At 33.5% G+C, this 22,667-nt stretch carries 16 protein-coding genes; 8 read left to right on the top strand and 8 right to left on the bottom strand.

What is annotated here, in order from left to right:
• Window positions 1-12: 12 nt before the first annotated feature.
• Window positions 13-1,308, bottom strand: coding sequence for a PcfJ domain-containing protein (locus U0D62_RS24230; RefSeq protein WP_322289947.1), 1,296 nt, complete (start codon window positions 1,306-1,308; stop codon window positions 13-15).
• 235 nt (window positions 1,309-1,543) lie between these two features.
• Complete coding sequence (locus tag U0D62_RS24225; protein WP_322289946.1) at window positions 1,544-2,950, bottom strand: PcfJ domain-containing protein; 1,407 nt, start codon at window positions 2,948-2,950, stop codon at window positions 1,544-1,546.
• Between the two features lie 514 nt (window positions 2,951-3,464).
• Here U0D62_RS24225 and U0D62_RS24220 point away from each other — a divergent pair.
• Window positions 3,465-6,770, top strand: a complete 3,306-nt coding sequence (locus U0D62_RS24220) for a M43 family zinc metalloprotease (RefSeq protein WP_322289945.1) — start codon at window positions 3,465-3,467, stop codon at window positions 6,768-6,770.
• A 90-nt stretch (window positions 6,771-6,860) separates the two neighbouring features.
• Here U0D62_RS24220 and U0D62_RS24215 read toward each other — a convergent pair whose 3' ends face one another.
• Window positions 6,861-7,862: a GntR family transcriptional regulator gene (locus U0D62_RS24215; protein WP_322289944.1), complete on the bottom strand. Its 1,002-nt coding sequence runs from the start codon at window positions 7,860-7,862 to the stop codon at window positions 6,861-6,863.
• Window positions 7,863-8,105: 243 nt separating this feature from the next.
• On the opposite strand from U0D62_RS24215, the gene U0D62_RS24210 reads away from it, so the two are divergent.
• Window positions 8,106-9,245 carry an SPFH domain-containing protein gene (locus U0D62_RS24210; RefSeq protein WP_322289943.1) on the top strand — a complete coding sequence of 380 codons (1,140 nt, stop codon included), beginning with the start codon at window positions 8,106-8,108 and terminating at the stop codon, window positions 9,243-9,245.
• Between the two features lie 84 nt (window positions 9,246-9,329).
• The gene (locus U0D62_RS24205; protein ID WP_322289942.1) at window positions 9,330-10,442 is read left to right on the top strand and encodes a TFIIB-type zinc ribbon-containing protein; all 1,113 of its coding nucleotides are present in this window, start codon (window positions 9,330-9,332) and stop codon (window positions 10,440-10,442) included.
• Here U0D62_RS24205 and U0D62_RS24200 read toward each other — a convergent pair.
• The 5 genes from U0D62_RS24200 to U0D62_RS24180 form a co-directional block, all read right to left on the bottom strand.
• Window positions 10,439-10,891, bottom strand: a complete 453-nt coding sequence (locus tag U0D62_RS24200; protein ID WP_322289941.1) for a hypothetical protein — start codon at window positions 10,889-10,891, stop codon at window positions 10,439-10,441. The two genes, U0D62_RS24205 and U0D62_RS24200, sit on opposite strands and share 4 nt — an antisense overlap.
• Window positions 10,892-10,946: 55 nt before the next feature.
• Window positions 10,947-14,633, bottom strand: a complete 3,687-nt coding sequence (locus U0D62_RS24195) for a T9SS type A sorting domain-containing protein (RefSeq protein WP_322289940.1) — start codon at window positions 14,631-14,633, stop codon at window positions 10,947-10,949.
• Between the two features lie 93 nt (window positions 14,634-14,726).
• The gene (locus U0D62_RS24190) at window positions 14,727-15,092 is read right to left on the bottom strand and encodes a hypothetical protein (protein ID WP_322289939.1); all 366 of its coding nucleotides are present in this window, start codon (window positions 15,090-15,092) and stop codon (window positions 14,727-14,729) included.
• 163 nt (window positions 15,093-15,255) lie between these two features.
• On the bottom strand, window positions 15,256-16,809 hold the full coding sequence (gene amaB, locus U0D62_RS24185; RefSeq protein WP_322289938.1) for an L-piperidine-6-carboxylate dehydrogenase: 1,554 nt from the start codon (window positions 16,807-16,809) through the stop codon (window positions 15,256-15,258).
• Between the two features lie 698 nt (window positions 16,810-17,507).
• Window positions 17,508-18,431, bottom strand: coding sequence for a nicotinic acid mononucleotide adenyltransferase (locus tag U0D62_RS24180; RefSeq protein WP_322289937.1), 924 nt, complete (start codon window positions 18,429-18,431; stop codon window positions 17,508-17,510).
• Between the two features lie 124 nt (window positions 18,432-18,555).
• Between U0D62_RS24180 and U0D62_RS24175 the strand changes: the two genes are divergently transcribed.
• The 5 genes from U0D62_RS24175 (at window position 18,556) to U0D62_RS24155 (ending at window position 22,664) form a co-directional block, all read left to right on the top strand.
• Complete coding sequence (locus tag U0D62_RS24175; RefSeq protein WP_322289936.1) at window positions 18,556-19,551, top strand: NAD(P)H-dependent glycerol-3-phosphate dehydrogenase; 996 nt, start codon at window positions 18,556-18,558, stop codon at window positions 19,549-19,551.
• Window positions 19,552-19,590: 39 nt separating this feature from the next.
• Window positions 19,591-20,046, top strand: coding sequence for a nuclear transport factor 2 family protein (locus U0D62_RS24170; RefSeq protein ID WP_322289935.1), 456 nt, complete (start codon window positions 19,591-19,593; stop codon window positions 20,044-20,046).
• Window positions 20,047-20,048: 2 nt separating this feature from the next.
• The gene (locus U0D62_RS24165; protein WP_322289934.1) at window positions 20,049-20,900 is read left to right on the top strand and encodes a sulfurtransferase; all 852 of its coding nucleotides are present in this window, start codon (window positions 20,049-20,051) and stop codon (window positions 20,898-20,900) included.
• Window positions 20,901-21,004: 104 nt separating this feature from the next.
• Window positions 21,005-22,123: a glycoside hydrolase family 3 N-terminal domain-containing protein gene (locus U0D62_RS24160; RefSeq protein ID WP_322289933.1), complete on the top strand. Its 1,119-nt coding sequence runs from the start codon at window positions 21,005-21,007 to the stop codon at window positions 22,121-22,123.
• Window positions 22,124-22,262: 139 nt separating this feature from the next.
• Window positions 22,263-22,664, top strand: a complete 402-nt coding sequence (locus U0D62_RS24155) for a nuclear transport factor 2 family protein (protein ID WP_322289932.1) — start codon at window positions 22,263-22,265, stop codon at window positions 22,662-22,664.
• Window positions 22,665-22,667: the final 3 nt, after the last annotated feature.

The following is a 22,667-nucleotide window of genomic DNA, read 5'->3' as shown; positions in this document are numbered from 1 at the left end:
AATTATTTCATTTTAAAGCCATTTAGAAATTGACAGGCTCTCTTTTACAGCCCATTTTTGCATAATTTCTTTTGCTTTATTATTAATTGGTTTATTAAATCTTGCCTTGGCCTGAACAATCATTCTATTAAAAATATTAATCTCAATAGTTGCCAGAATTTCTTCAAGATTAAATACACTCTGTTTTCTCAAAGTAAAGATGGCAGTATTGCCTTTGTGACAAGAAGAAGCATAGGTGGCTACACAATGATTCATTCTTTTACCTTCTACTCTGAGTTCTTTTGTACTTCGTAATTCATATAGTTTGTACATCACTTTTTTTTCTTCTTTACCTTCATTAATTATAAAAGAAGAAATGGTACTGGATTTCCAGATCAGATCTTTATAATATTTAGAAACCCTATTGATTTCTATATGCCATTCATCTGATGCTCTTAATAAAGAAGTAATGGTTCTCCCTTTTATCGAGTAGTTTTCATTTTCTTCTATACAATGATCAAGATAATCCATTAGTTCTCCCATTTTTTGAGGATCTAACATGGCTTCCTTTGCTATAAACTGAATTACTTTATTCCAAAAAACTTCTCTTTCAAAATTATTTCTACTCAAAAAAGAGTTTGCCAAATAATCTGCAAGAACCTTATCTGCTCCATAAGATAATGCCTGTGCCCATCTAAGTGCCATCGTAACATTATAGTTTTCTGGAGCAGTTCTAAAATAATGTGCTCCTTTCTTTGTTAAACGAACTGGAAGTTTCAGATCTCTTACACCTGTTCCTTGGGTTAATTCGATAAACCAATTTATATGAGTTTTATCAACTCCGCACCAAGCTCGATATAAGAATTTTGGAACTTCGTATACTTCAAAACAATGTTTCAGTAATGATAATAGTTGCTTATCTAGATTATGGCTTTTTCGTTTCCAGTTTCTGTAATCTTTACAAAAATGATTGGACTGCCATGTCATATTAAAAATTATCAAAACATATTGTTGTTCTTTTAGTATTCGAAAGCACTTATTTTTATACAGAAATAAAATCAGGTCTCTAAACTGGATTCTTCTCCACATATGCTTTTTACGACTTAGCTTATCAAAAAAATGGTGATATATAGCCGAAAAAGGAATCCTTGCTGAATGGTCACTCTTTCCTTTGTAACAAAGCTCATCAATGAACTCTTCAAAAGGAAGCTGTTTTACTCTTTTACGTTTTTTAAGTGCTTCTTGAATTCTTAATTCTCTTTCTGAAGCTGCTTTTGTTTTTTCTATCCTTTCTTTTTTAGATAGATTTTTTGTTTTATACGTTCCCATGATTGTAAACTCATTGAGATGTTTCTCTTGTTTTAATATGATTTTTAACCTTTTACAGGTCTTGAAATTGATAACTGAAAACACACTCCCGAGTTTACAGTTGATACTATGGTTTTAAATGTTGTTCCATTTCTTTTTTATTTCCTCTACCTAGTTGTCTTTGATTAAGTCTATTAATCATTTCATTCAATCAGGTAGTACATTAAACTTCTATTACAGGCAATCAATTCTTATTTTATACCATCAACATCATTAATCTAATGATGATATAGATGATAAAAACAATTACTTTTGGTGATATCTCCACTTCTCTATTCATCGTTTGCATTTCATTTCTTGCATTGATGTTTTGCAATTGATCACCGCCATTAACCTGAGGTCTATATTCCTGAGGTGGTGGACTAGCATAATTTTCATAATCAAGATCAGCTTGTTCTTTCCATACTTCAAGTGCTTTAGATGCTTCTTTAGTCAATGAACTATTGTACTTACCTTCAGCTTGCAATACCTCCTTAGATTCTGGATCTATCTCTATTGTCGCCAGTTTCTCAAAAGAGTCTCCCATATATTTCCTTAATGAGAAAATTGCACTTTCACCACTATAACATTCATCTACATAAGAAGCCGCACAATGATGCATATCATAACCTTCTTCATAAAGTGCTTGAGAATTCAACAATTCTACCGTTTTAAATACCACAGATTGATCTTTAACAGCCGTTGTATAGTTCAATGACTTTATTTTTGCAGATTTCCACGACACATAATTTTCTGCATTACGCTGCATATATAGTCTGCGATGCCATTCATCCGATTGCCTCAATAACGCTTCAAGTGTCCTACCTTTCATTGAGAAACTTGTGTTTTCTCTTATAGAAAAAGACAAATAGTCTATAATCTCACCCATCTTATCAAAAGGAGCTTCTTTTTGTTTTGCAAAAAAATGCACTACAGTATTCCAAAAAGATTCATTCCCTCTTACTCTGGATAAGCCAGACCAAGCTATACTTTCTGCCATATTTTTATTGGCTCCGTACCCTATTGCCTGTGCTCTTCTTAAAGCCTGAGCAACACTATAACCTTTTGGAGTTTTCCTGAATTCGTGAGCCATTTTAGTGGTAAGTTGCATTTCTATTCCACTTAATGACTTTACACTTCTACCCACACCCAATTGAACGTACCAAAGCATATATTTTTTCTGGGTTTCAAAAAATGAAGACACCAAAAACTCCGGAACAGGATACTTTGCAAAGCAAAATTCTATTAGAGATTGCAATTGATCTTCTGCTATATACGTTTCTTTTTTCCAGCCATAGATATCTCGTACAAATCTGTTACCAAAAGCACTTATATTAGCCAGTACTTCAACATATTCAATCTTTCTGAGTATCGTATAACAACCCTGGTCATGTAGATGCAAAAGAAGTTTTCTAAACGTATCTCTTTTCCAAACACTTCGTTTCTTACTCATCTTAGAGAAAAACATCCAAAGCATAGAGGCGATTGTACCCTTATAATCTTGTGGCTTATTATGAGCTGTATATATGACTTCTACTAAAGAAGCATATTTACTTGTGTATACTGTTATGTTTTTAGACTGATATGTGGTTTCATTAACTTTTTTTTCCAATAGTGTTTCCATGATATCATATTCTTTCTTTTTAAAATTATCTGACCAGAAACACTTCTTGTATTTTTAGTCAATTACTAATTGATTACATCTTGCATGTAGTAAAATTTGATTCAACCTAAATATTGCGCAATAAAAAACCCTGAGTTTTAATGCTCAGGGTTTCAATGTTGAAGAGTATTTTGAATATTCTCTAGCTACAATATCTGACCGTGAGCTGCTTTCGCACTCCAGGATTAATTTGATATGTATGTAACTTGAACATTTCTTTTCTTTTTTAAAACAATGTCTTTATGACAATTGCGATGCAAAAGTATTTCTTTTTTTAAAATTTCAAAATCTAATCCTCTATTTATATTCAATCTAATCTTGAGTAACTGATACTATATTAACATTAACAGATGTTTTATATGCTGTTTGCTCTCAAAAGTAAAAACTAGTTTTTCAAACCAGTACGTACTAGTATGTTTTTTTATATATTTGCAATAACGAAACACAAATTTCAACTTACACAAAACTCTTAATTATGAAAAACTATACGCTTGGGGCAAAAAGCTTAATGCACACCTGTTTATTAATCTTATATCTAATTTTAATAATGTTCTGGCAAGCTAATGCTCAGACTTTTACACCCAATACCTGTGGAACCGATCAACAAATGGATATTCTGTATCGACAACAGCCCAATGCGTTGTCTGAAAGTCAGTCTCTTCGTCAAAAAATATCTCAATTCAAAACAAATAATCAGGCAGAGCCTTATGTAATTCCCGTCGTATTTCATGTATTTGGAACAGAATTTAATGGTGGGTCTACTGTTACTAATGCTATTATTGAAGAAGCACTACGCTTAACTAATGAGGATTTTCAAGGACTTAATGCTGATTATTCAACCATTGATGCTCCTTTTGATATTATCAAACAACCTCTTGATATAACCTTCAAACTTGCTAAGCTCGACCCTAGCGGAAATCCAACTACAGGAGTTGTTTTTTATAACGAAGCTTCAGGTATGGGAAATTATAGTTCTCCAATTGTTCCTCAAGTAGCCTGGGATAATTACAAGTACTGTAACATATATATTACCAGAGATCTATACAATGATGGTGATTTTTACAACTCAGGAGTAGCTTGGTATCCTAACAATTCTATGTCTGCCGCAAACATTGCACGAGTTGTATATAACGGTAGTTACCTTGGGACAAATACCAACGAAAATTTTAGATCTGTATTGACTCATGAATTTGGGCATTATCTAGATCTCCCACATACTTTTGATCGAGGGGTTTGTAATAATGACCCAAATGATGGCGATGGAGTAGCCGATACTCCTTCTCATATTAATAATTCATCAGGAACTAATTGTCAGGTGGTTCAAAACTGTTTAAATCAGGAAATCAATAATGAGAATTTCATGGATTATACAGATTGTTATAAAATGTTTACACAAGGGCAAGTTGCACGTATGAATAATGCATTAGAAAACTCTCCTGCAAGAAATACATTATGGACCAATGCCAATCTAATAGCAACAGGATTAGTTTCTGATCTTGGCACTCGTATTATAGCGTCATCAAATCTTTTTGAGGAAAGATATTTTAATGATGGAGTTATTGAAAGTACAATTGAACTTACTTGTGATGGTTGTACATTTATAAATAGTTCTGGTGATCTTACTTTAAATACGGACTATACCGTTACCAATCTACCAGCTGGATTATCAACCAGAATTGAACTTACTAGCACCACTACAGCTACTATACATCTTGAAAACGCAGCCTCTAATCACGAACAAACTAATTCTATTGGCGATCTAACCTTTACGTTTCTGGATCCAATGGTTACCGGAGGCGTTTCACAACTATATAAGGATAGTTTGGAGAACCTTAAAATTAACTTTAAAGATGAATATACAGAGTATTGCAATATCAATATAAGATATGCAACTTATGGTCATATTACTAATGTAGAGTTTGACGGTAGAACAAATCCTTCTGGTTATGATGGAATATCTAATTACAGTCAAAGTGCTCAATATTCTGTAAGGCAAGGTGAAACTTATCCAATTACAATCACAACAAATAAAGGTGCCAGTGGAGCTGGAGATAATTGGAGAATACAAGGTTGGTTTGATTGGAATAATAATTTTATATATGAGGATGGTGAGCTTGCCATCACACATACTTATAGCAACAATGCAGTAGATGGGGATGGTAACTATACTTATGCTACCTCGGTTACTATTCCTCCTACTGCTTCTTTAGAGAATACAGCATTTAGAGTAATCGTACATTATGTTCAAGGAAATGAGGGAGATGAACCTTGTTCAACAATCGATAGTGGTGAGTCAGAAGACTACGGATTAAAAATAGTAGATGCCAATGCTGCTTTTGCTATGGATTTTTATGGTAATCCAACTTCCGTTAATTTTTCTCAAGAAGTAACATTTTCTGATCTTACCATAACCGATCCGGGAGACACTATTACAAATTGGCAATGGACATTTGAGGGCGGACAACCTACCTCATCAACGGATAGAAATCCTGCAAATATCATATTCTCTGAAGCTGGGAGTTATGATGTAACTCTGCAAGTAACCACTGCAAATGGAACCAATCAAACGATTACTAAAACAGATTACATAACCTCAGAGTTAGATTATTGTGATAGCTCTCCTAAATTCGGAACATATTTTAATGTTAATCACGTGACTTTGGAAACCATTGATCACGAACCTAACCTCAGCAATTCTTACGATTACTATGATTCTGTATTTACCACTCTTGTCACTGGAGAAACGTATCCAATTACCATCAAATCAGAAAGAGGTAATGGAGGAGCTGGAGATGTTAACAGAGTAAGAGTCTGGGCCGATTGGAATTTTGACAGTGCTTTCACTCAAGATGAAATGATCGTAAGTCAAGAAGTTAAAAACGAAGATTATAATCAAAATGACGAATATGAGTTTACTGCAAATATTACTGTACCCAATGACGCAGCGGTAGGAAAAAAAGTAGGACTTCGTATTATTGGTCATTATGTTGATGGCAGCGGAGGAGAAACTTCCTGTGGAGATTATGATAGTGGAAATACTTCTGATTACGGAATTCTAATCTCTAATGGTGTAGATCCAATAGATCCTATATACTGTGATGCATCTAATCAAGACGCCACAGTACATATTACTCGTGTTACTTTTGGAAATGTTGACAATAGTTCTGCACACAATCCATATTCTGATTATACTGGAATTTCTGAAACTTTTTCTGCTGGTGATCAATTTACACTTACTGTAAATACTACAAATGAACATTGGACTTATAATGCTGTCGGAACCTGGATAGATTGGAACAATGACGGGATTTTTGATAATGATACAGAAAAAGTATTACACGCTTATAGAGCAGGTCCATATTCTAGTACCGTAACAGTTCCTGAATCTGCCACTACAAATACTACTTTAAGAGTACGAGTTAGAATAGGGTACGGTGCAGAGAGTAAAATAACACCTTGTGGTGATGATACTTATTTTGGAGAAGTCGAAGATTATAGTCTTACAGTTTCAAATACGTTATCCTTACAGGAAATAGATATTCTAAACCCGGTAATATATCCAACTCCAACTCGCAATGAACTAAATATCATTTCTCCAACCAATAAGGAAATGGATATAGCGGTGATTACTTTGCAGGGACAGAAAATCATGCAAACGACCACAATACCAAATAATAAAAAGATCAGATTATCACTAGGCCATTTGCCAAATGGTATATATTTCATCGTTGGAAAACAAAACGATCAAATATTTAATAAGAAAGTTGTAGTATTCAAATAGATAGTTAGCATTAATCTAAATTGAATCAAAAAAGAGGGCTTCAGTGTGAAGCCCTCTTTACATAATATCATATTGTATATTCTATATAAATTATAACGAATTCCTGACAATTAAACTATTACGATTCTCGATTTGCACTGTTTTATTATGCAACACCATATCTGCCAAAATTGTTCCCATTTCCTCAAAATCTGTAGAAATTGTCGTTATTCCATTACAAACCACTTCCTTAAGATCCGTATCATTATAAGAAATGATTCCTATATCTTCACCTATTATTAACCTTTCTTGTTTGGCTTTTTTTATCACTCGAATCATATCGGCATCATCAGTAACAACATAAACTTCCTTTTTCGATATTTTATAATCCAGCTCAAAACGTTCGATGGTTTGATATTTAATTTTTATTTCTTCGCAAAAAGCATCAAATCCTTCTCTCATTCCTATAGGTTGCTTGCTAATAGAATGTACCAATGTAATCTTATTGTATTTTTCTAATAATGTGGTAGCTTCTTTCAATGCCAAATAAATATCCTTACTAAAATTCTGGTAGATTGCAGAAAAATCCTTTAGTTGTTCATTACTCTGATCTAAAATATAAAGTTGATTTTCTGGAATCAAGTCTAAAATAGGTTTAGTATTCTTTAAATTAGCCGGCATTACTATATAGGCACTATAGTCCCCGATATTATCTTTAATATTTTTTTCGAAAACCACCTCGTTAAAATGATGGAAAAAAATATCTACTTTTATATTATCTCCCAAATTTTCTATCAAAGAATTATATAGTTTTTCTTTAAATGCATTTAATTCATCAAATAATAAAAAGATCTTTTTGATATAATTGGTGATAGTACTATTGATATAATATCCTTTTCCAGGAACAGAATATACAATATCTCTATTTTTTAGCTCATTAAAAGATGTAAGTACTGTATCTCTGGATAATCCAAATTCCTTACAAATCCCATTTATAGAAGGTAATCGATCTCCTTTTTTTAGTTTACCGTCTTCAATTGCCTTTTCAATGGAGATAACAATTTGCTTATATTTCGGAATACCTATTTTATTTTTTACCTGAATAATTCCCATACCTTCAATTTATAGTGCAAAATAAAAAAACCAATAATTCTCTCAACCATTTATAAGTAAAGAATTTATGAAACTTTATTTTTATATGTTAAGATCCATAAACAAACACTTTCTGAACAAATTATCGGTGTAATTGTGATTTTCATCCTTTTTTTAATACTATTCTTTTTTACAAAAAAATAATTTAAAAGTAAGATCAGTATTTTGTAGCTTTAGAACTCTAATTAATAATTATAGAAACCAATGGGAATTTTTGACGAAATAAAGAAAAAGCTTAGCCACGAATTTATAGATATTGTAGAATGGTTAGATTACAGTGATGATACGATTGTTCATCGTTTTGAACGTTATCAAAATGAAATCAAAAACGGAGCTCAACTTATTGTTAGAGAAGGGCAAACAGCTGTTTTTATTAATGAAGGAAAATTGGCTGATGTTTTTACTCCCGGAACCTATACTTTAAACACACAAAATTTACCTATTCTAGCTACCTTAAAAGGATGGAAATATGGTTTCAATAGTCCTTTTAAAGCAGAAGTATATTTTGTAAACACACATTTATTTACTGATGAAAAATGGGGAACTAAAAACCCTATCACATTAAACGATGATCGTTTTGGATTAGTAGAGATACGTGCTTTTGGAACCTATGCATTTAAAATTAATGATGCAGGAAAATTTATCGTTGATATAGTAGGAACAGATGCTAATTTCACAAATTATGAAATCAATGAACATCTAAAAAGTTTAATTGCTACACGTTTTACAGATACTATTGGCGAAGCTAATTTACCTATAGAACTATATGCTGCTAATACCACAGAATTATCAGAAACGTGTAAGGAGGTAATGCAACCAGAATTTAATTCTGTCGGAATCTCTCTTGAAAAGTTCTTTATAGAAAATGTTTCTATGCCCGAAGAATTGAAGAAAGAGATATTTGAATATAGTCGAATCGATAAACTAGATTTAGATAAATTAACTAAGTTCAAAACTGCCAAAGCTATTGAAGCTGCAGCTACCAATGAAGGAGGTACTGCCGGTGCTGGAATGGGAATGGGAATGGGCTTTGTACTGGCTCAACAAATGGGTGGTATGATGAATCCAACTGGTGGACAACAACAGCAAATACAACCACAACAAGTATCTCAAAATGTTCCTCCTCCAATGCCGGTGCAAGTTCAGTATTTTTATGCCGCAAACGGACAACAAGCCGGACCTGTGTCTTTTGATCAATTAAAAGCTTTGTTTGCTAATAGAACCATCAATAAAGATTCTTTGGTTTGGAAACAAGGAATGGCTAACTGGACCGCATTAAAAGATGTAGAAGAGTTAAAATCATTCTTAGGCGGAAACACTCCTCCACCATTACCAGGTAATTAAAAAAATTTATAAGTTATTTTAATGAGATTCCCGTTGGAGTTTATCTTAAGTGATAATCAAAAACGGGAATGACATTATCTATATATGGAGAAAGAGGAAGAAAAAAAAGCAGTTTCAGAACAAAAAAAATCCTGTGTTAATTGCGGTGCAGAATTAAAATATAAACCTGGTACCACAGAGGTTACTTGTGAATATTGTGGCCATAAAGAAACCATCATCGAAGATCCTGATGGGTTTACAGAACTAGAACTTAAACCTTATCTTGAAGAAATGGGATCATTATTTCATTCTGAAGAGATCATGATGCTACATTGCAAAAACTGCGGTGCCAATCAACATATCGAAGAAAACTATAAATCATTGCATTGTGTATATTGTACAATGCCCTTGATTATAGAAGATGCCTATAAAGAAGATTGGATCTTACCAGGAGCGGTTCTTCCGTTTCAATTTGACCAGAAAAAATCACATCAGATATTTACTAAATGGGTTAAAGGATTGTGGTTTGCACCAAATAATCTGAAGAAAGCAGCTCTGGATCCACAAAACACTAAAGGTTTATATCTTCCTTACTGGACATTTGATGCACAATTATATGCTTATTACACCGGTCAGAGAGGAGATTATTACTATGTAAGCGTCCCTTATACAACCACAGTAAATGGTAAAACTGTTCAGAAAACACGACAAGAACGCAGAACCCGATGGACGCCAGCAAGTGGCGATGTAGATGGTTTTGTAGACGACACCTTAATCAAAGCATCACATCAACGCAAGAATCCAATTCCTTCAAAAATATCTAATTGGAATCTCGATGAACTTCAACCATTTAACACTAGTTATTTAGCTGGTTTTGTAACCGAAAAATATACTATTCCGCTTAAAGATGGTCATCTATCATCAACAAAAGAAGCAGAGCGTATTGCCACAACCTGGGCTATGCGAGATATTGGTGGAGATACACAAAGAGTACATAGTATTGATATGAAATTATCAGAAGAAACTTTTAAACATATTTTGCTCCCGGTTTATATAAGTGCTTATCAGTATAGTGGAAAGAAATATAATTTCTTTATCAATGGCCAAACCGGAAAAATATCTGGGAAAAGACCTTATTCTTTTTGGAAAATATTTTTCTTGGTACTTTTTATCATCCTGGTAATTGTAATTATCGTAGTGATTGGTAATAAAGGTTAGTTTTCAATTTTGAGTGTTACATAGACAGTTTGACTAAGGTCAGAACATAAGCGTTCTTCAAGAGTAAAAGTAAAATCTCTTTGCGCATCTGATTTTCTGTTTAGCAGGTCAAAATCTTTAATTATAGCATCTGTAAAGGCTATTTTTATCTCTTGTTCTGGATATATCATATTTATGATCGAAGAACCTGAATTAATTGTCCTTTTGACAATAATATTAGCACTAAATCTAAATTGCTGATTACAGATATTTGAATCTTTGCTAATATCTCTTATTGTTCCTATTAGTGCAATCGTATTAGGATTCACAGTATTGCCAATGTCTGTAAATTTTGGTTTTTCAACCTTGGGAGTTTCGCTCTTATCCGATTCTTTTTCTTGTGCAATACTCATATTTGATTTACAAGAAAAAAATACGACTAATAAACAGAGATAAATTATTCGATTCATATTTTTAATAAAAAGAAAAGGAGCCTAAAAACAGGTTCCTTTTCTATATTTAAACTTATCTTTTAATAATTTTGAGAGTTTTGTTTGTATTAGCACCAATCGCCTTGACCAAATAGAACCCAGGAGCTCTATCTGAGGCATTCCATTCAAAATCAATATTAGTATTTAGCTCCTGTTTCGAATAAATCAATTTACCCGTAATATCAAATATACTAAGAGTAATTTTTTGATCCGTTCCAAGGTTTTTGAAATTAAATACAAACCGATCAGAAGAAGGATTAGGCCAAACCAATGCATTAAAATTGGTTTGTAGTGTAGCCAGAGGTTCTTTTGATGCAACTTCTGTAGTAATTGGGTTAATCCCTGCATCTTCAATTTCTCCAAAAATTTGAAATACCTGATCCAGTAATGGTCTGGTAAAAGCGGTAGATGCAGGTGTCCAATCCGTCGCACCAACTCCAAATAGATTTAAGTCATCCTTAAAAACAGGTTCGGCGCCTATTCCTCCTTCTTGCGAAGACCAAAACCACTGATTAGCTCCAGGATTAAAAGCTAAGTTTGCATATATAGATAACCAATAGTTTCCACTCTTTAACGTGATTATCTCTGGAAGCAATAAATTAAGATTTGAATCAGTTGGTTCAGAAATTGGTATAATCTCTCCACTGTTATACACCTCATCACCAGGAATTCCTCCATTATCTGAATATATTACCACAGTTGCACTGGTAAATAAAGGAGCATTACGTACTCCACCAAATGCTAATACACGATCAATATTCCAGGAATTACCTTCTGGTATAGTAAAATCATCAGCTGCCTGGGCCAATCCTCCAAAATCAGGAAAAAACTGAGAAGGTAATGAACTTATTACCGGATCTACCTGATCATAAATCCCTGGTTCTGTAACCGTAACGGTAAATCCTTCTGCCACTTGTTCATTTCCTGAAGTGGCAATAAGCCCAATAGTTCCTTCTCCTACACTATCAGGCATATAAGAAAGTGTTAGAATATTACCACTCAATGCAGCAGTTATTAGATCAGGATTTGTATTGGTAATTTCTATATCAATTGGTAATCCTTGAGATTGTACAAACAATCCTGTAATATCTATAATCGTATCTTCACTATTTTCATCTACATTAAGATCGTCTAATAAAAAGGCTACTGTTAATTGTGGTTCTGGAAGAGGATTCAAAGAAATGGGAAAACGAGCACTGTATAATCCATTTCCGTGTGCTGCTACTGCAATAAATCCATCTTTACGTGTTTTTACTTCATCAGTAACTGCATTACCTATTGCAAAGGATTCTTTAATCCATCTAGTGCGTTCACCATCTAATCTATTTGCATAGTACAATCCGGTACTGGTAGCAGCAAAAACTCTTTGTACTCTAGAGCCCAAAAACCCTTGACTACTTCCTAAAAAAGCGGTACTTCGTACTGAAGGGCCGTTACCGGTACCATCAGGGTTTTCTTCTAAATTACCACTAATGTTTATCCACGTATTTCCTCCATCATCCGTCAAGAAGATACTGGGTATTCCATAATTAGAAAAAGTAACAATAACCCGATCAGAATTTGAGGGATCTACAGAAATATCATTTACAAACCCAGGAGGTAATCCTTTTCCAGAAGCAATATCTGTAACTTCCTGATTATCGATATTAGCATTATCCATTCTATAAATTCCTCCTGCATTAGTACCATAATACAATCTATTAGCAATTGGATATTTACTAATATCCAGTGCAGTAATTCCTGTTCCTGCAGGGGTATCACTATTTGGTAAGTCAATCCAGTTGATGGTTGCTGAGGCATTAGAAAATATAGGGATCTCATCCAAATCATTATTTCTCCAAATCCTATTAGCTACAGGTAGATACATAATGTTGTCATTATTGCGATCTAGAATAAAAGGATTTACAAATGAAAAACCAGCTGCTCCTGCAGGTCGAACTCGAGCAAAGGAGACAAATGCTCCGGTTTCATCAAAATTAAACCTAAATATATTTCCAAATTGAGAAGAAACATATCGTGTTCTCCCTCCATCAGCAATAGCATTATAAGATCCATCACCACCAAAATCCTCTACCCAAGCTTCAGTAGGGTTTGTTGAGGAAGTAAACCACGTACCATTATCTTGAAACCCTGATACAAGATCATCACTATTGGCTTCTGGATCAAATGAAACTGTGTATGGTTGTGTTGTAATATATCCATTATTAAGTGATGTCCAATCAACTTGCTCGACATCTCCGTTAATGGCCGTAATATCTTCGGTTACGAATACACCTCCATCATTACCTGATAATGCTTTGTTGGGATTAGATGGGTAAAATATTAAAGCATGTTGATCGGGATGTTGATCTGTATACAAACTAACATTATTTAAAGGAGAATATCCGGCTATCCAACTTTCCTGAACTGCAGGAGTAGTAAATCCATCTGTAGATCTGTAAAGATTTGTCCCCCCAGCAAATACAATATTAGGGTTAATAGGGTGTACCTTAATAACCATATTATACCCTCCTTGAAGATTTAAGTTTCCTACAGCTCCTCCTATTGTGATCGGTAAATTAGTACTCAAATCAATCCAGGCATTCTCTAAAACAGGTATTGAAGCATCGTATTTTAATAAAAATGCAGGGCCACCAACTCCTAAGTTTTGAGCTAAGAAATATACCTCATTCTCATTAGATGGATTAACACCCATCACGGTTCTTCCGATTGTTGGAGGTAAAAAAACGGGTGTAATATTTGCCCAGGTTACACCATCGTTTGAAGTAAAAAAACCTGGATTAGAAATAGCAGAACTACGAATTGTAGCGTATAGTTGTCCGGTAGATGTAACGGCAACTTCTACAGTACCTAAAAAACCGCTTGCCAATACTTCTTCAAAAGAATCTCCTCCATCCTGAGATCTATGTAATCCATTTAGTGTTCCTACATATAAATCTCCATTTCTTGGATCTATGACCATTGAATTTACCACATCAAACGGAGAGGCAAATTGTATACTCCCATCTTCAGTAGCTTCTAATACTTTCCAGGTTCTTCCTCCGTTCCTCGATTTATAAATTCCGGTACCTCCATAAAAAGCTCCTCCAGCACCTGCTGAGTTTCCAAATCTTTCTCCTGTGCCATAATACCAAGTGCCTTGTTTTCCTGGTCGTGGGTCTTGAACAATTGCTGTAATACTAGGAGCTTGTCGTCTATTGGTCACTTTTTTCCAGTCTTGTCCTCCATTTGAAGATCGCCAGAGTCCTCCTGAAACTCCTCCTGCAAAGATTACATCTTCATTAGTCATGTCAAGTGCAAGTGCACGAGTTCTTCCTCCAACATTAAAAGGGCCTCTGTTTTGCCAATAGGAAACTCTTCCGTTTTTTGTTGGTGACGAAGAGATAGATTTTTTTAAATCATTACCTTCTCGAATCTTGTTTGAAAAATGAAGTTCAAGATCTCGTATTTCTGAAGGTATTTTTCCAGTATACGGATTTTTGAGTCTGTTATATTCGTATTCCATCCTCTCCAAAGCATTATCGCCAACGGCTTTGGGTTTTTTCTCAACAGCTCCGTATTTACTATCGTAAATTTTGGATTGTTTGTACAATGCATGACCTTTTTGTTTGATGTTGGTATCGGCCTCGGTTTTTAGTGTTTGAGCATTTAATGCATATCCTATAAAAAGCATAGCATAAACCCAAACACTTCTTTTAGTGAAGTGTTGTAAAAATTTCATGATTTAAGCTGGTTTATGTGAATTACTCAAAAATAACCCAAAATCATGAATTTTTTTGTTAAAAAAACATACAATTATCTTAAAATCAATGCATTAGTTTGGTTGAAGTTCTACTTCTCTGGTCTCAGTAATTACATGACACGCATCAGCCTGGACGGTTATTGGATCCGAAGTATACGCCTGAAAACCTTGTTTGGTAACTGTTATTCTATATGTTCCTGTTCTTTCATAGGCTCCAACAAATGTTTGAGAGTCAACAAGGTGTTGTAATGTTTCGGTATAAAGACCTTCTGTAGCAACTACGGTTACTCCCTCTATAGAAAAAGTATCTGATAATGATTTTACTGTAATTTCTAATCCTGGTCGTAGGTCTTCTGTACAAAGAACAGGATCTGATGTAGAATCATCAAGATTACAAGCTGTGCAAAGAACCAATAAAACTAAAATGACTTTTTTCATTTACTTATAAATTTTTTAAGTGTTCGAAATCAAAAAATTATTCATCTAGTAGATGCTTATAACGATTTATGGTTGCGTTTGGTATATTAGAATACATCTTTAATAAAAAAGCATCCTGAGATTTTCAGGATGCTTTTAACAATATTTTTATTTGAAACGATTATTACAAATCAAACTTAATCCCTTGAGCCAAAGGAAGTTCTGTTGTATAATTTATCGTATTTGTTTGACGACGCATATATACTTTCCAGGCATCAGATCCAGACTCGCGACCTCCTCCAGTTTCTTTTTCTCCACCAAAAGCTCCACCAATCTCTGCACCAGAGGTTCCTATATTTACATTGGCTATACCACAATCAGAACCCGCATGAGAAAGAAAACGCTCTGCTTCTCTCAGATTATTAGTCATGATTGCAGAAGATAATCCTTGTGCTACTCCGTTCTGAACTTCTATTGCATTTTCTATATCTCCACTATATTTTAAAAGATAAAGAACTGGTGCAAATGTTTCATGTTGTACAATTTCAAATGAATTATCTGCTTCTGCAATAGCTGGTTTTACATAACATCCGCTTTCATAACCTTCTCCAGAAAGAACTCCACCTTCTACTACAATATTTCCGCCTTCTTCTACAACTTTTGCCAAGGCATTTTGATATCCTTTTACGGCATCTGTATCGATAAGTGGACCAACGTGATTGTTTTCATCTAAAGGATTACCTATTCTTAACTGCCCATAAGCATCTACTACCGCATTTTTTACTTTATCATATATAGAATCGTGGATAATCAAACGACGTGTTGATGTACATCTTTGACCTGCCGTTCCTACCGCTCCAAATACTGCGCCGATAACTGTCATTTTAATGTCTGCATCTGGTGTAACTATAATTGCATTATTACCACCTAGTTCTAAAAGTGATTTTCCTAAACGCTGTCCTACAGTTGCTCCAACGATTTTACCCATTCGGGTAGAACCTGTTGCAGAAATTAAAGGGATTCTCTTATCTGTTGTCATCATCTCTCCTACTTTGTAATCTCCATTAATTAAACAAGAGATTCCTTCAGGAAGATTATTATCCTTTAGTACTTTGGTAACGATATTTTGACAAGCGATACCACATAAAGGTGTCTTCTCACTTGGTTTCCATACACAAACATCTCCACAAATCCACGCTAATGCTGTATTCCATGCCCAAACAGCTACTGGAAAATTAAATGCAGATATAATACCAACTATCCCAAGCGGATGGTATTGCTCATACATTCTATGACCTGGACGCTCAGAATGCATCGTTAATCCATGTAATTGTCTAGATAATCCTACTGCAAAATCACAGATATCAATCATTTCCTGTACTTCTCCTAAGCCTTCTTGATATGACTTACCCATTTCATAAGAAACCAATTTACCAAGTGGTTCTTTTAATTTTCGAAGTTCTTCTCCAAATTGCCTTACAATTTCTCCTCGTTGCGGAGCAGGCATTTTTCTCCAGCTTTTAAAGGCTTCTGTTGCAGTTCCAATGACTTTTTCATAATCCGCCTTTGTTGTGGTTCCTACTTTACCAATCAACTCTCCATCTACTGGTGAATATGAAGAAATTTCATCTTCAGAAGAAAACCAGTTAACTCCTGTTGAAGTTCCTTTATTTTGATCAGAAACACCTAATTGTTTTAGTGCTTCCTGAATTCCGAAATCTACGATTGCTGTTGCCATTATTTATATTGCTTTTTAAAAAGGTAAAGATACTGTGTTTTAAAGATAAATTAAATTTTGATACGTTCTATTATCGATTTTGAATGATTTTTCTAGAAAAGCTCTCCAAAAAAATCAATTCTACAATAAAATCTATTTTGAAGGATTAAATTGACTATGTGTTTTTGGTTCTATTTTGTAGTATTAATCGGGATTATTTTATTGCTATTTTTCTAACAATATAGAGTAAAGAAAATGCAACAAGATGAGATACTAAAAATAATAACAGGAAAATTAAAAATGGTTCTTCTAAAATCGGAAAAATATTCCTGGGGTCTCTACTGTACATTTTAAAAAGAAAAAAAGAGAATCCACATATTCCTGTTGATAAAAGAATAGATGCATAATTAGAGAGTTTAAGTACATTTTTCTTTTCTAAATAATATATAACGAGTATTGCCAAAAAAGAAGGAAGATTCAACATCAAAAAAATAAAAAAGAAAAGAACCCATCCCCGAAATTCAAAAAACAAGTACGAATACAAAGAAGGTAGAAACAAAATGTGAATCAATGTAAAATATAAAATGTTTTCTTCTTTTTTCATTATAAGCAAGATACCTAAAAAAAGAAATCGCCCAGACAAGATCTTCTTGTAGAGCGATTTCCAACTAAATAACCAACCAAAAAGTTTTAATATTGTTTAGTGCAGATCTTATGGCTTATTGGGTAAGCTTCATAAAATCAGCTTTTTTGATTCTCTTTTTATCATTCTGAGATGGTTTCCCATCTTTAGAATTCTTAAACGGAATATATCCTCTTCCTACAAATTCATAGATTGTTCCAGAGGTAGGGTGAAATAATTCTATTTTGCTATCATTAATAACGGTTAACTCAAAGAATTCATTGCCCAAATATTCGTAATCAAGTGTTAAAGTTTTCCTATAGAAATTATTTGCAATATCTAATACCTCATAATGTCCTATATAATCATAGTAAATATCATAGATTGAAGTACCGTTTGGATCTTGGGAACTTCTAAAGTTATCTCCTGATCCGTGATATCTGAATTGTAAAAAGTTTTCATTATCAAACTCATTTATCGCTCCAAACTCACTAGTATAGACCTTTTCCCAAGCTTCATACTCTTGTAAGAAATAATGAATATTATCATAAAACACCTTATCATAATCAAATGTATTTCTTTGATATCCTGTTAAATAATAACTAGTATTTGAAACATTATCATATAATTTAATATCATTATTCCCCAGTTGTGTTACCACAAAACGATAAAACCCATCAATATCATGGCTTATATCCAGCTCCATTCTATGCGTGTCATAAAAACCTACATCTAATCCAAAACCATTTCCATTACTCCCAATACCGACAAGGTTATTATTTGCATAAAACGTTCCGTTCTTAAAAGAAACCGTAAATGCTTTTTGAAGAAAAGGAACTTCTCCACTACCTTGAGTACGTTCAATATCAACATACCATATCTCATATGAATTAAGTAACTGATTTAAGGTAATTGTAGGTTCATCAATAAAAATATCTTCTTCTATAACTACTTCTGCAACACAAGAAGTAAAAAGAATAGAACTCAAAATAAAAATCGAAAGTAATTTTAGCGTTTTCATAGGCTGTGTGTTTTCAAATTCATTTATGAAAAACCAAAACACGTGCCAAATTTTTACCAATCTGATAATCAGGTGTTTATTTTGAGTGTGAATTTCCTTATTTTTGACCTCATAATTTTTATTCATGGAAAAGAATCCCAAATTTACAGTTATAGGTGGTGGTAGTTGGGCAACCGCAATTGTAAAAATGTTATGCGAAAACCAAAAAGAAGTAGGTTGGTATATGCGTAGCGTATATGCTATCGAACATTTAAAAAGACAACAACATAATCCAAGTTATTTAAGTTCTGTAGAGTTTAAGATTAAACAACTCAAGCTTACTAATGATATTAATGAAGCCGTAGAATACGGTGATTACCTAATTTTTGCTATACCTTCAGCATTTCTGCATACCGAGTTGCAAAAATTATCTGCTTCTTTAGATAATAAAGTAATTTTTTCGGCTATAAAAGGTATAGTTCCCGAGACTGGTCTGATTGTGGGAGAGCACTTTCATGATGAATACAATATTCCTTTTGATAATATTGGTGTGATCACAGGCCCTTGTCACGCAGAAGAAGTTGCCCTAGAAAGACTTTCTTATCTTACAATTGCCAGTAATGATCAGGAAAAAGCCAAAATAGTTGCCAATAACCTAAGTAGTGAATACATCAAATGCAAAGTAAGTGATGACATTATAGGTACAGAATATGCAGCGGTATTAAAAAACATATACTCTGTTGCTGCCGGAATAGCACACGGATTAGGATATGGTGATAATTTTCAAAGTGTATTGATGAGTAATGCTATCAGAGAAATGAAGCGATTTATTAAGAAAGTACACAAGATGAAACGTAATATTAATAATTCTGCTTATCTGGGAGATTTACTAGTTACAGGATACTCAACTTTTTCTCGTAATAGGATGTTTGGAAATATGATTGGTAAAGGATATACGGTTAAAAGTGCTCAAATGGAAATGAATATGGTTGCAGAAGGGTATTATGCAGCAAAAACAGCTTATGAACTAGACGCTACCAAAAGTACACGAACACCAATTATTGATGCCGTACACAATGTTTTATACGAAAACAAAAATCCAAAAAAAGTATTCAAGAAATTAGCTGAAAAACTAGACTAATAATTCTTATCTTCAGAACTCTCTTTTTTATCATTAATTATGAAAGAATTAATAGAAACCTTCTACACAGCATTTAATAATCAGGATGCCGAAACTATGATATCATGTTATCATGATGATGTAGTTTTTGAAGATCCGGGATTTGGAAAATTACACGGAGAAAGAGCAAAAAAGATGTGGCAAATGCTATGTAAGAATGCTCAAAACTTGAAGATTGAATATACCAATGTTGAAGCAAACAATCAGAAAGGCTCTGTACATTGGGAAGCCAAATATACTTTTAGTAAAACCGGAAGAGCAGTACACAATAAGATTGATGCTCAATTTGAATTTAAAGATGGTAAAATAATCAAACATACAGATCATTTTAATCTTCATCGTTGGGCTTCTCAAGCTATTGGATGGAAAGGTAAATTACTTGGTGGAACCTCGTTTTTTAAGAAAAAGTTACATCAACAAACTAATAGATTACTTGATAAATTTCAGGCAGAATAGTTATGAATACATTACAATTGCCTACACCTCTGGTATCAATTGACTGGTTATCTCAACATCAAGATCATCCAGACCTTATCATACTGGACGCAACGATTAAAAAGGTAACTTCAAACAAAGATTCTAAAGATCAAAACCTACAAATAAAAGGTGCTCGATTTTTTGATATCAAAAGAGTATTTTCTGATAAGAATACTGATATCCCTAATATGCTTCCTTCTCCTGAAGTATTTGAACAAGCTTGTCAAGATTTAGGAATTAATAGACATCACAAAATTGTAATCTATGATACTCTGGGCATATACTCTAGCCCAAGAGTATGGTGGATGTTTAAAACAATGGGATATCATGATGTTTCTGTTCTAGATGGAGGATTACCTGCCTGGAGAAAAGCAAATTTACCTGAGGTGTCGATACAAGATGATCAAAAAACGTATGAAAAAGGAAATTTCAAAGCGATATATCAACCTCACCTGGTCTCAAATGCAGAAAAAGTACAAAGTAAAATAAATAGTGAGGATACCATGATTATAGACGCACGATCTAATGGTCGATTTGTTGCTATTGAACCCGAACCTAGAGCTAATCTAAAAGGCGGACATATTCCAGGATCTAAGAATTTACATTATATCAAAGTATTGGAAGAGAATAAAATGCTTCCAAAAGAGAAGCTAAACAAAGTTTTTAAAAATTTTAATATCGAAAATAAAAACCTCATCTTTACTTGTGGATCTGGTATCACAGCTTGTATTATTATGATGGCAGCAGAAATTTCTGGATATCAAAAAACAAGTATTTATGATGGTTCCTGGAGTGAATGGGGGCAACTAGAAAATGTACCTGTTAAGAGTTAAGTACATTCTATCTATAATACCGTCGTATTTACCATATTTCAATTTGATTTTCGTTTATAACGAAACATAAAACTATTTAAAACGTTATTGCTTTACCCTATACTATGAGACACTTTTCATCGATACTACTCACTTCCTTGTTATTCTCTTTTTTGACAACTATACAAGGTCAAACCAACAATGTAAATCAATATACATTAGATGATTTTTATAAAGACAACCCTCAATTGGATGTAAAGGTAGATTCTATCTTTAATTCATTATCTACACAACAAAAGGTGGCTCAAATGATTATCAGCTGTACTGGTGAGTTAGGCAAACCTGAAGCTACGGTTAAAAAATTAGTAGAAAATGATATGATTGGCGGAGTCGTTTTCTTAAAAGGCAGCAAAAAACAACATACTGAAACAATTTCTGCTCTAAATACAATTTCTAATAAGAATAAAACATTGCCTTTGTTATTTAGTATGGATGCGGAACCCAGTTTATTGAGCGGACGAATAAAAGGAGCTCAAAACGTAGGTAAAACAATCGACATTAAAACTGAAGTTCAATCTGATTCGATTGTGCAAATTATCAATCAAGAACTTAAACAAATTGGCGTACATCACAACTATGCACCTGTTTTGGATATTAGCCCTAATAATGAAGCTATTAAATCTCGTAGCTATGGAAGCAATAAAGATTCTGTGATCAACTTGGCCAATCGATTTATTAAGCACACACAACAAGGAGGGATTATTGCCACGGCAAAACATTTTCCTGGTCATGGATTGGTAAAGGGTGATACTCATAAACAAAGTGTATATATCGATGGTCCCCTGCAGGAAGTTGAGAACTATATTCCTATAATTGAAGATGGTGTTTTATCTATTATGATAGCACATATTACAGTTCAAAATAATGAAACGTTTGGTACAAATGGCTTACCATCCAGCTGTTCACGTAGGATTATCACAGATTTATTAAAAGACGGAATGTGCTTTGAAGGCATTATAATTTCTGATGCTTTAAATATTATGAAAGCCGTTACCATTCTTGACAACGCTCCATTATTGGCCTCAAAAGCCGGTTGTGACATGATCCTAATGCCTCAAGATGAAGAAAAAACCATGACTTCTATTCTAGCCGAAATGAAAATTAATCCTGATTATCAAAAACAGGTGATGGAATCCGTAAAAAAGATTCTACGGTTGAAGATTTGCAGCAACGTTATTAAATAACACTACAAAAATGTCAAAATTTAATGAAGTGTTTAAATTATGAATCTGTAGTTACTACCGAGTTTTGTTCTAAATGCTTACCCTATTTTACTTATATTGCTTAAGCAACAGTTTCTGTAAACCTTTAACCAAATAAACCATGAATCAAACTGAAGGATTAACATTATGGCATCAATTTGTAGAAAATAGAGATTTCTCAAGACTTGATGACTTTATTGCAGAGGATGCAGTATTACATTCTCCAGTAGTTTGGACTCCTCAAAAAGGAAAGCAAATTGTGAGTATGTATCTAATTGCAGCTGGTAATATTATTGCCAACAAGCATTTTAAATATGTTCGTGAAATAAGTAATAATCAACATACAATTCTTGAATTTGCTACTGAGATTGATGGTATCTCTGTAGAGGGAGTAGATATGCTAACCTTTAATGATGAAGGAAAATTAATTGATATTAAAGTAATGGTTCGCCCTTTAAAAGCGCTCAATATCGTACATCAAAAGATGGGAGAGTTTTTAATGAAAATGAAAAACTCTAAGTAAATT

It is taken from the genome of Aquimarina callyspongiae, from assembly GCF_034322225.1.
Taxonomy (GTDB): domain Bacteria; phylum Bacteroidota; class Bacteroidia; order Flavobacteriales; family Flavobacteriaceae; genus Aquimarina.
The sequence above is the reverse complement of the archived record's forward strand: the minus strand, read 5'-3'. Positions and strand labels throughout refer to the sequence as shown.

What these genes read in the sequence shown, in the direction of transcription:
- U0D62_RS24155 (WP_322289932.1), top strand. Translation starts at nt 22,263, where the DNA reads ATGAATCAAACTGAAGGATTAACATTATGGCATCAATTTGTAGAAAAT.
- U0D62_RS24210 (WP_322289943.1), top strand. Translation starts at nt 8,106, where the DNA reads ATGGGAATTTTTGACGAAATAAAGAAAAAGCTTAGCCACGAATTTATA.
- U0D62_RS24190 (WP_322289939.1), bottom strand. Translation starts at nt 15,092, where the DNA reads ATGAAAAAAGTCATTTTAGTTTTATTGGTTCTTTGCACAGCTTGTAAT.
- U0D62_RS24225 (WP_322289946.1), bottom strand. Translation starts at nt 2,950, where the DNA reads ATGGAAACACTATTGGAAAAAAAAGTTAATGAAACCACATATCAGTCT.
- U0D62_RS24195 (WP_322289940.1), bottom strand. Translation starts at nt 14,633, where the DNA reads ATGAAATTTTTACAACACTTCACTAAAAGAAGTGTTTGGGTTTATGCT.
- U0D62_RS24200 (WP_322289941.1), bottom strand. Translation starts at nt 10,891, where the DNA reads ATGAATCGAATAATTTATCTCTGTTTATTAGTCGTATTTTTTTCTTGT.
- U0D62_RS24215 (WP_322289944.1), bottom strand. Translation starts at nt 7,862, where the DNA reads ATGGGAATTATTCAGGTAAAAAATAAAATAGGTATTCCGAAATATAAG.
- U0D62_RS24165 (WP_322289934.1), top strand. Translation starts at nt 20,049, where the DNA reads ATGAATACATTACAATTGCCTACACCTCTGGTATCAATTGACTGGTTA.
- U0D62_RS24175 (WP_322289936.1), top strand. Translation starts at nt 18,556, where the DNA reads ATGGAAAAGAATCCCAAATTTACAGTTATAGGTGGTGGTAGTTGGGCA.
- U0D62_RS24170 (WP_322289935.1), top strand. Translation starts at nt 19,591, where the DNA reads ATGAAAGAATTAATAGAAACCTTCTACACAGCATTTAATAATCAGGAT.
- U0D62_RS24220 (WP_322289945.1), top strand. Translation starts at nt 3,465, where the DNA reads ATGAAAAACTATACGCTTGGGGCAAAAAGCTTAATGCACACCTGTTTA.
- U0D62_RS24205 (WP_322289942.1), top strand. Translation starts at nt 9,330, where the DNA reads ATGGAGAAAGAGGAAGAAAAAAAAGCAGTTTCAGAACAAAAAAAATCC.
- amaB (WP_322289938.1), bottom strand. Translation starts at nt 16,809, where the DNA reads ATGGCAACAGCAATCGTAGATTTCGGAATTCAGGAAGCACTAAAACAA.
- U0D62_RS24160 (WP_322289933.1), top strand. Translation starts at nt 21,005, where the DNA reads ATGAGACACTTTTCATCGATACTACTCACTTCCTTGTTATTCTCTTTT.
- U0D62_RS24230 (WP_322289947.1), bottom strand. Translation starts at nt 1,308, where the DNA reads ATGGGAACGTATAAAACAAAAAATCTATCTAAAAAAGAAAGGATAGAA.
- U0D62_RS24180 (WP_322289937.1), bottom strand. Translation starts at nt 18,431, where the DNA reads ATGAAAACGCTAAAATTACTTTCGATTTTTATTTTGAGTTCTATTCTT.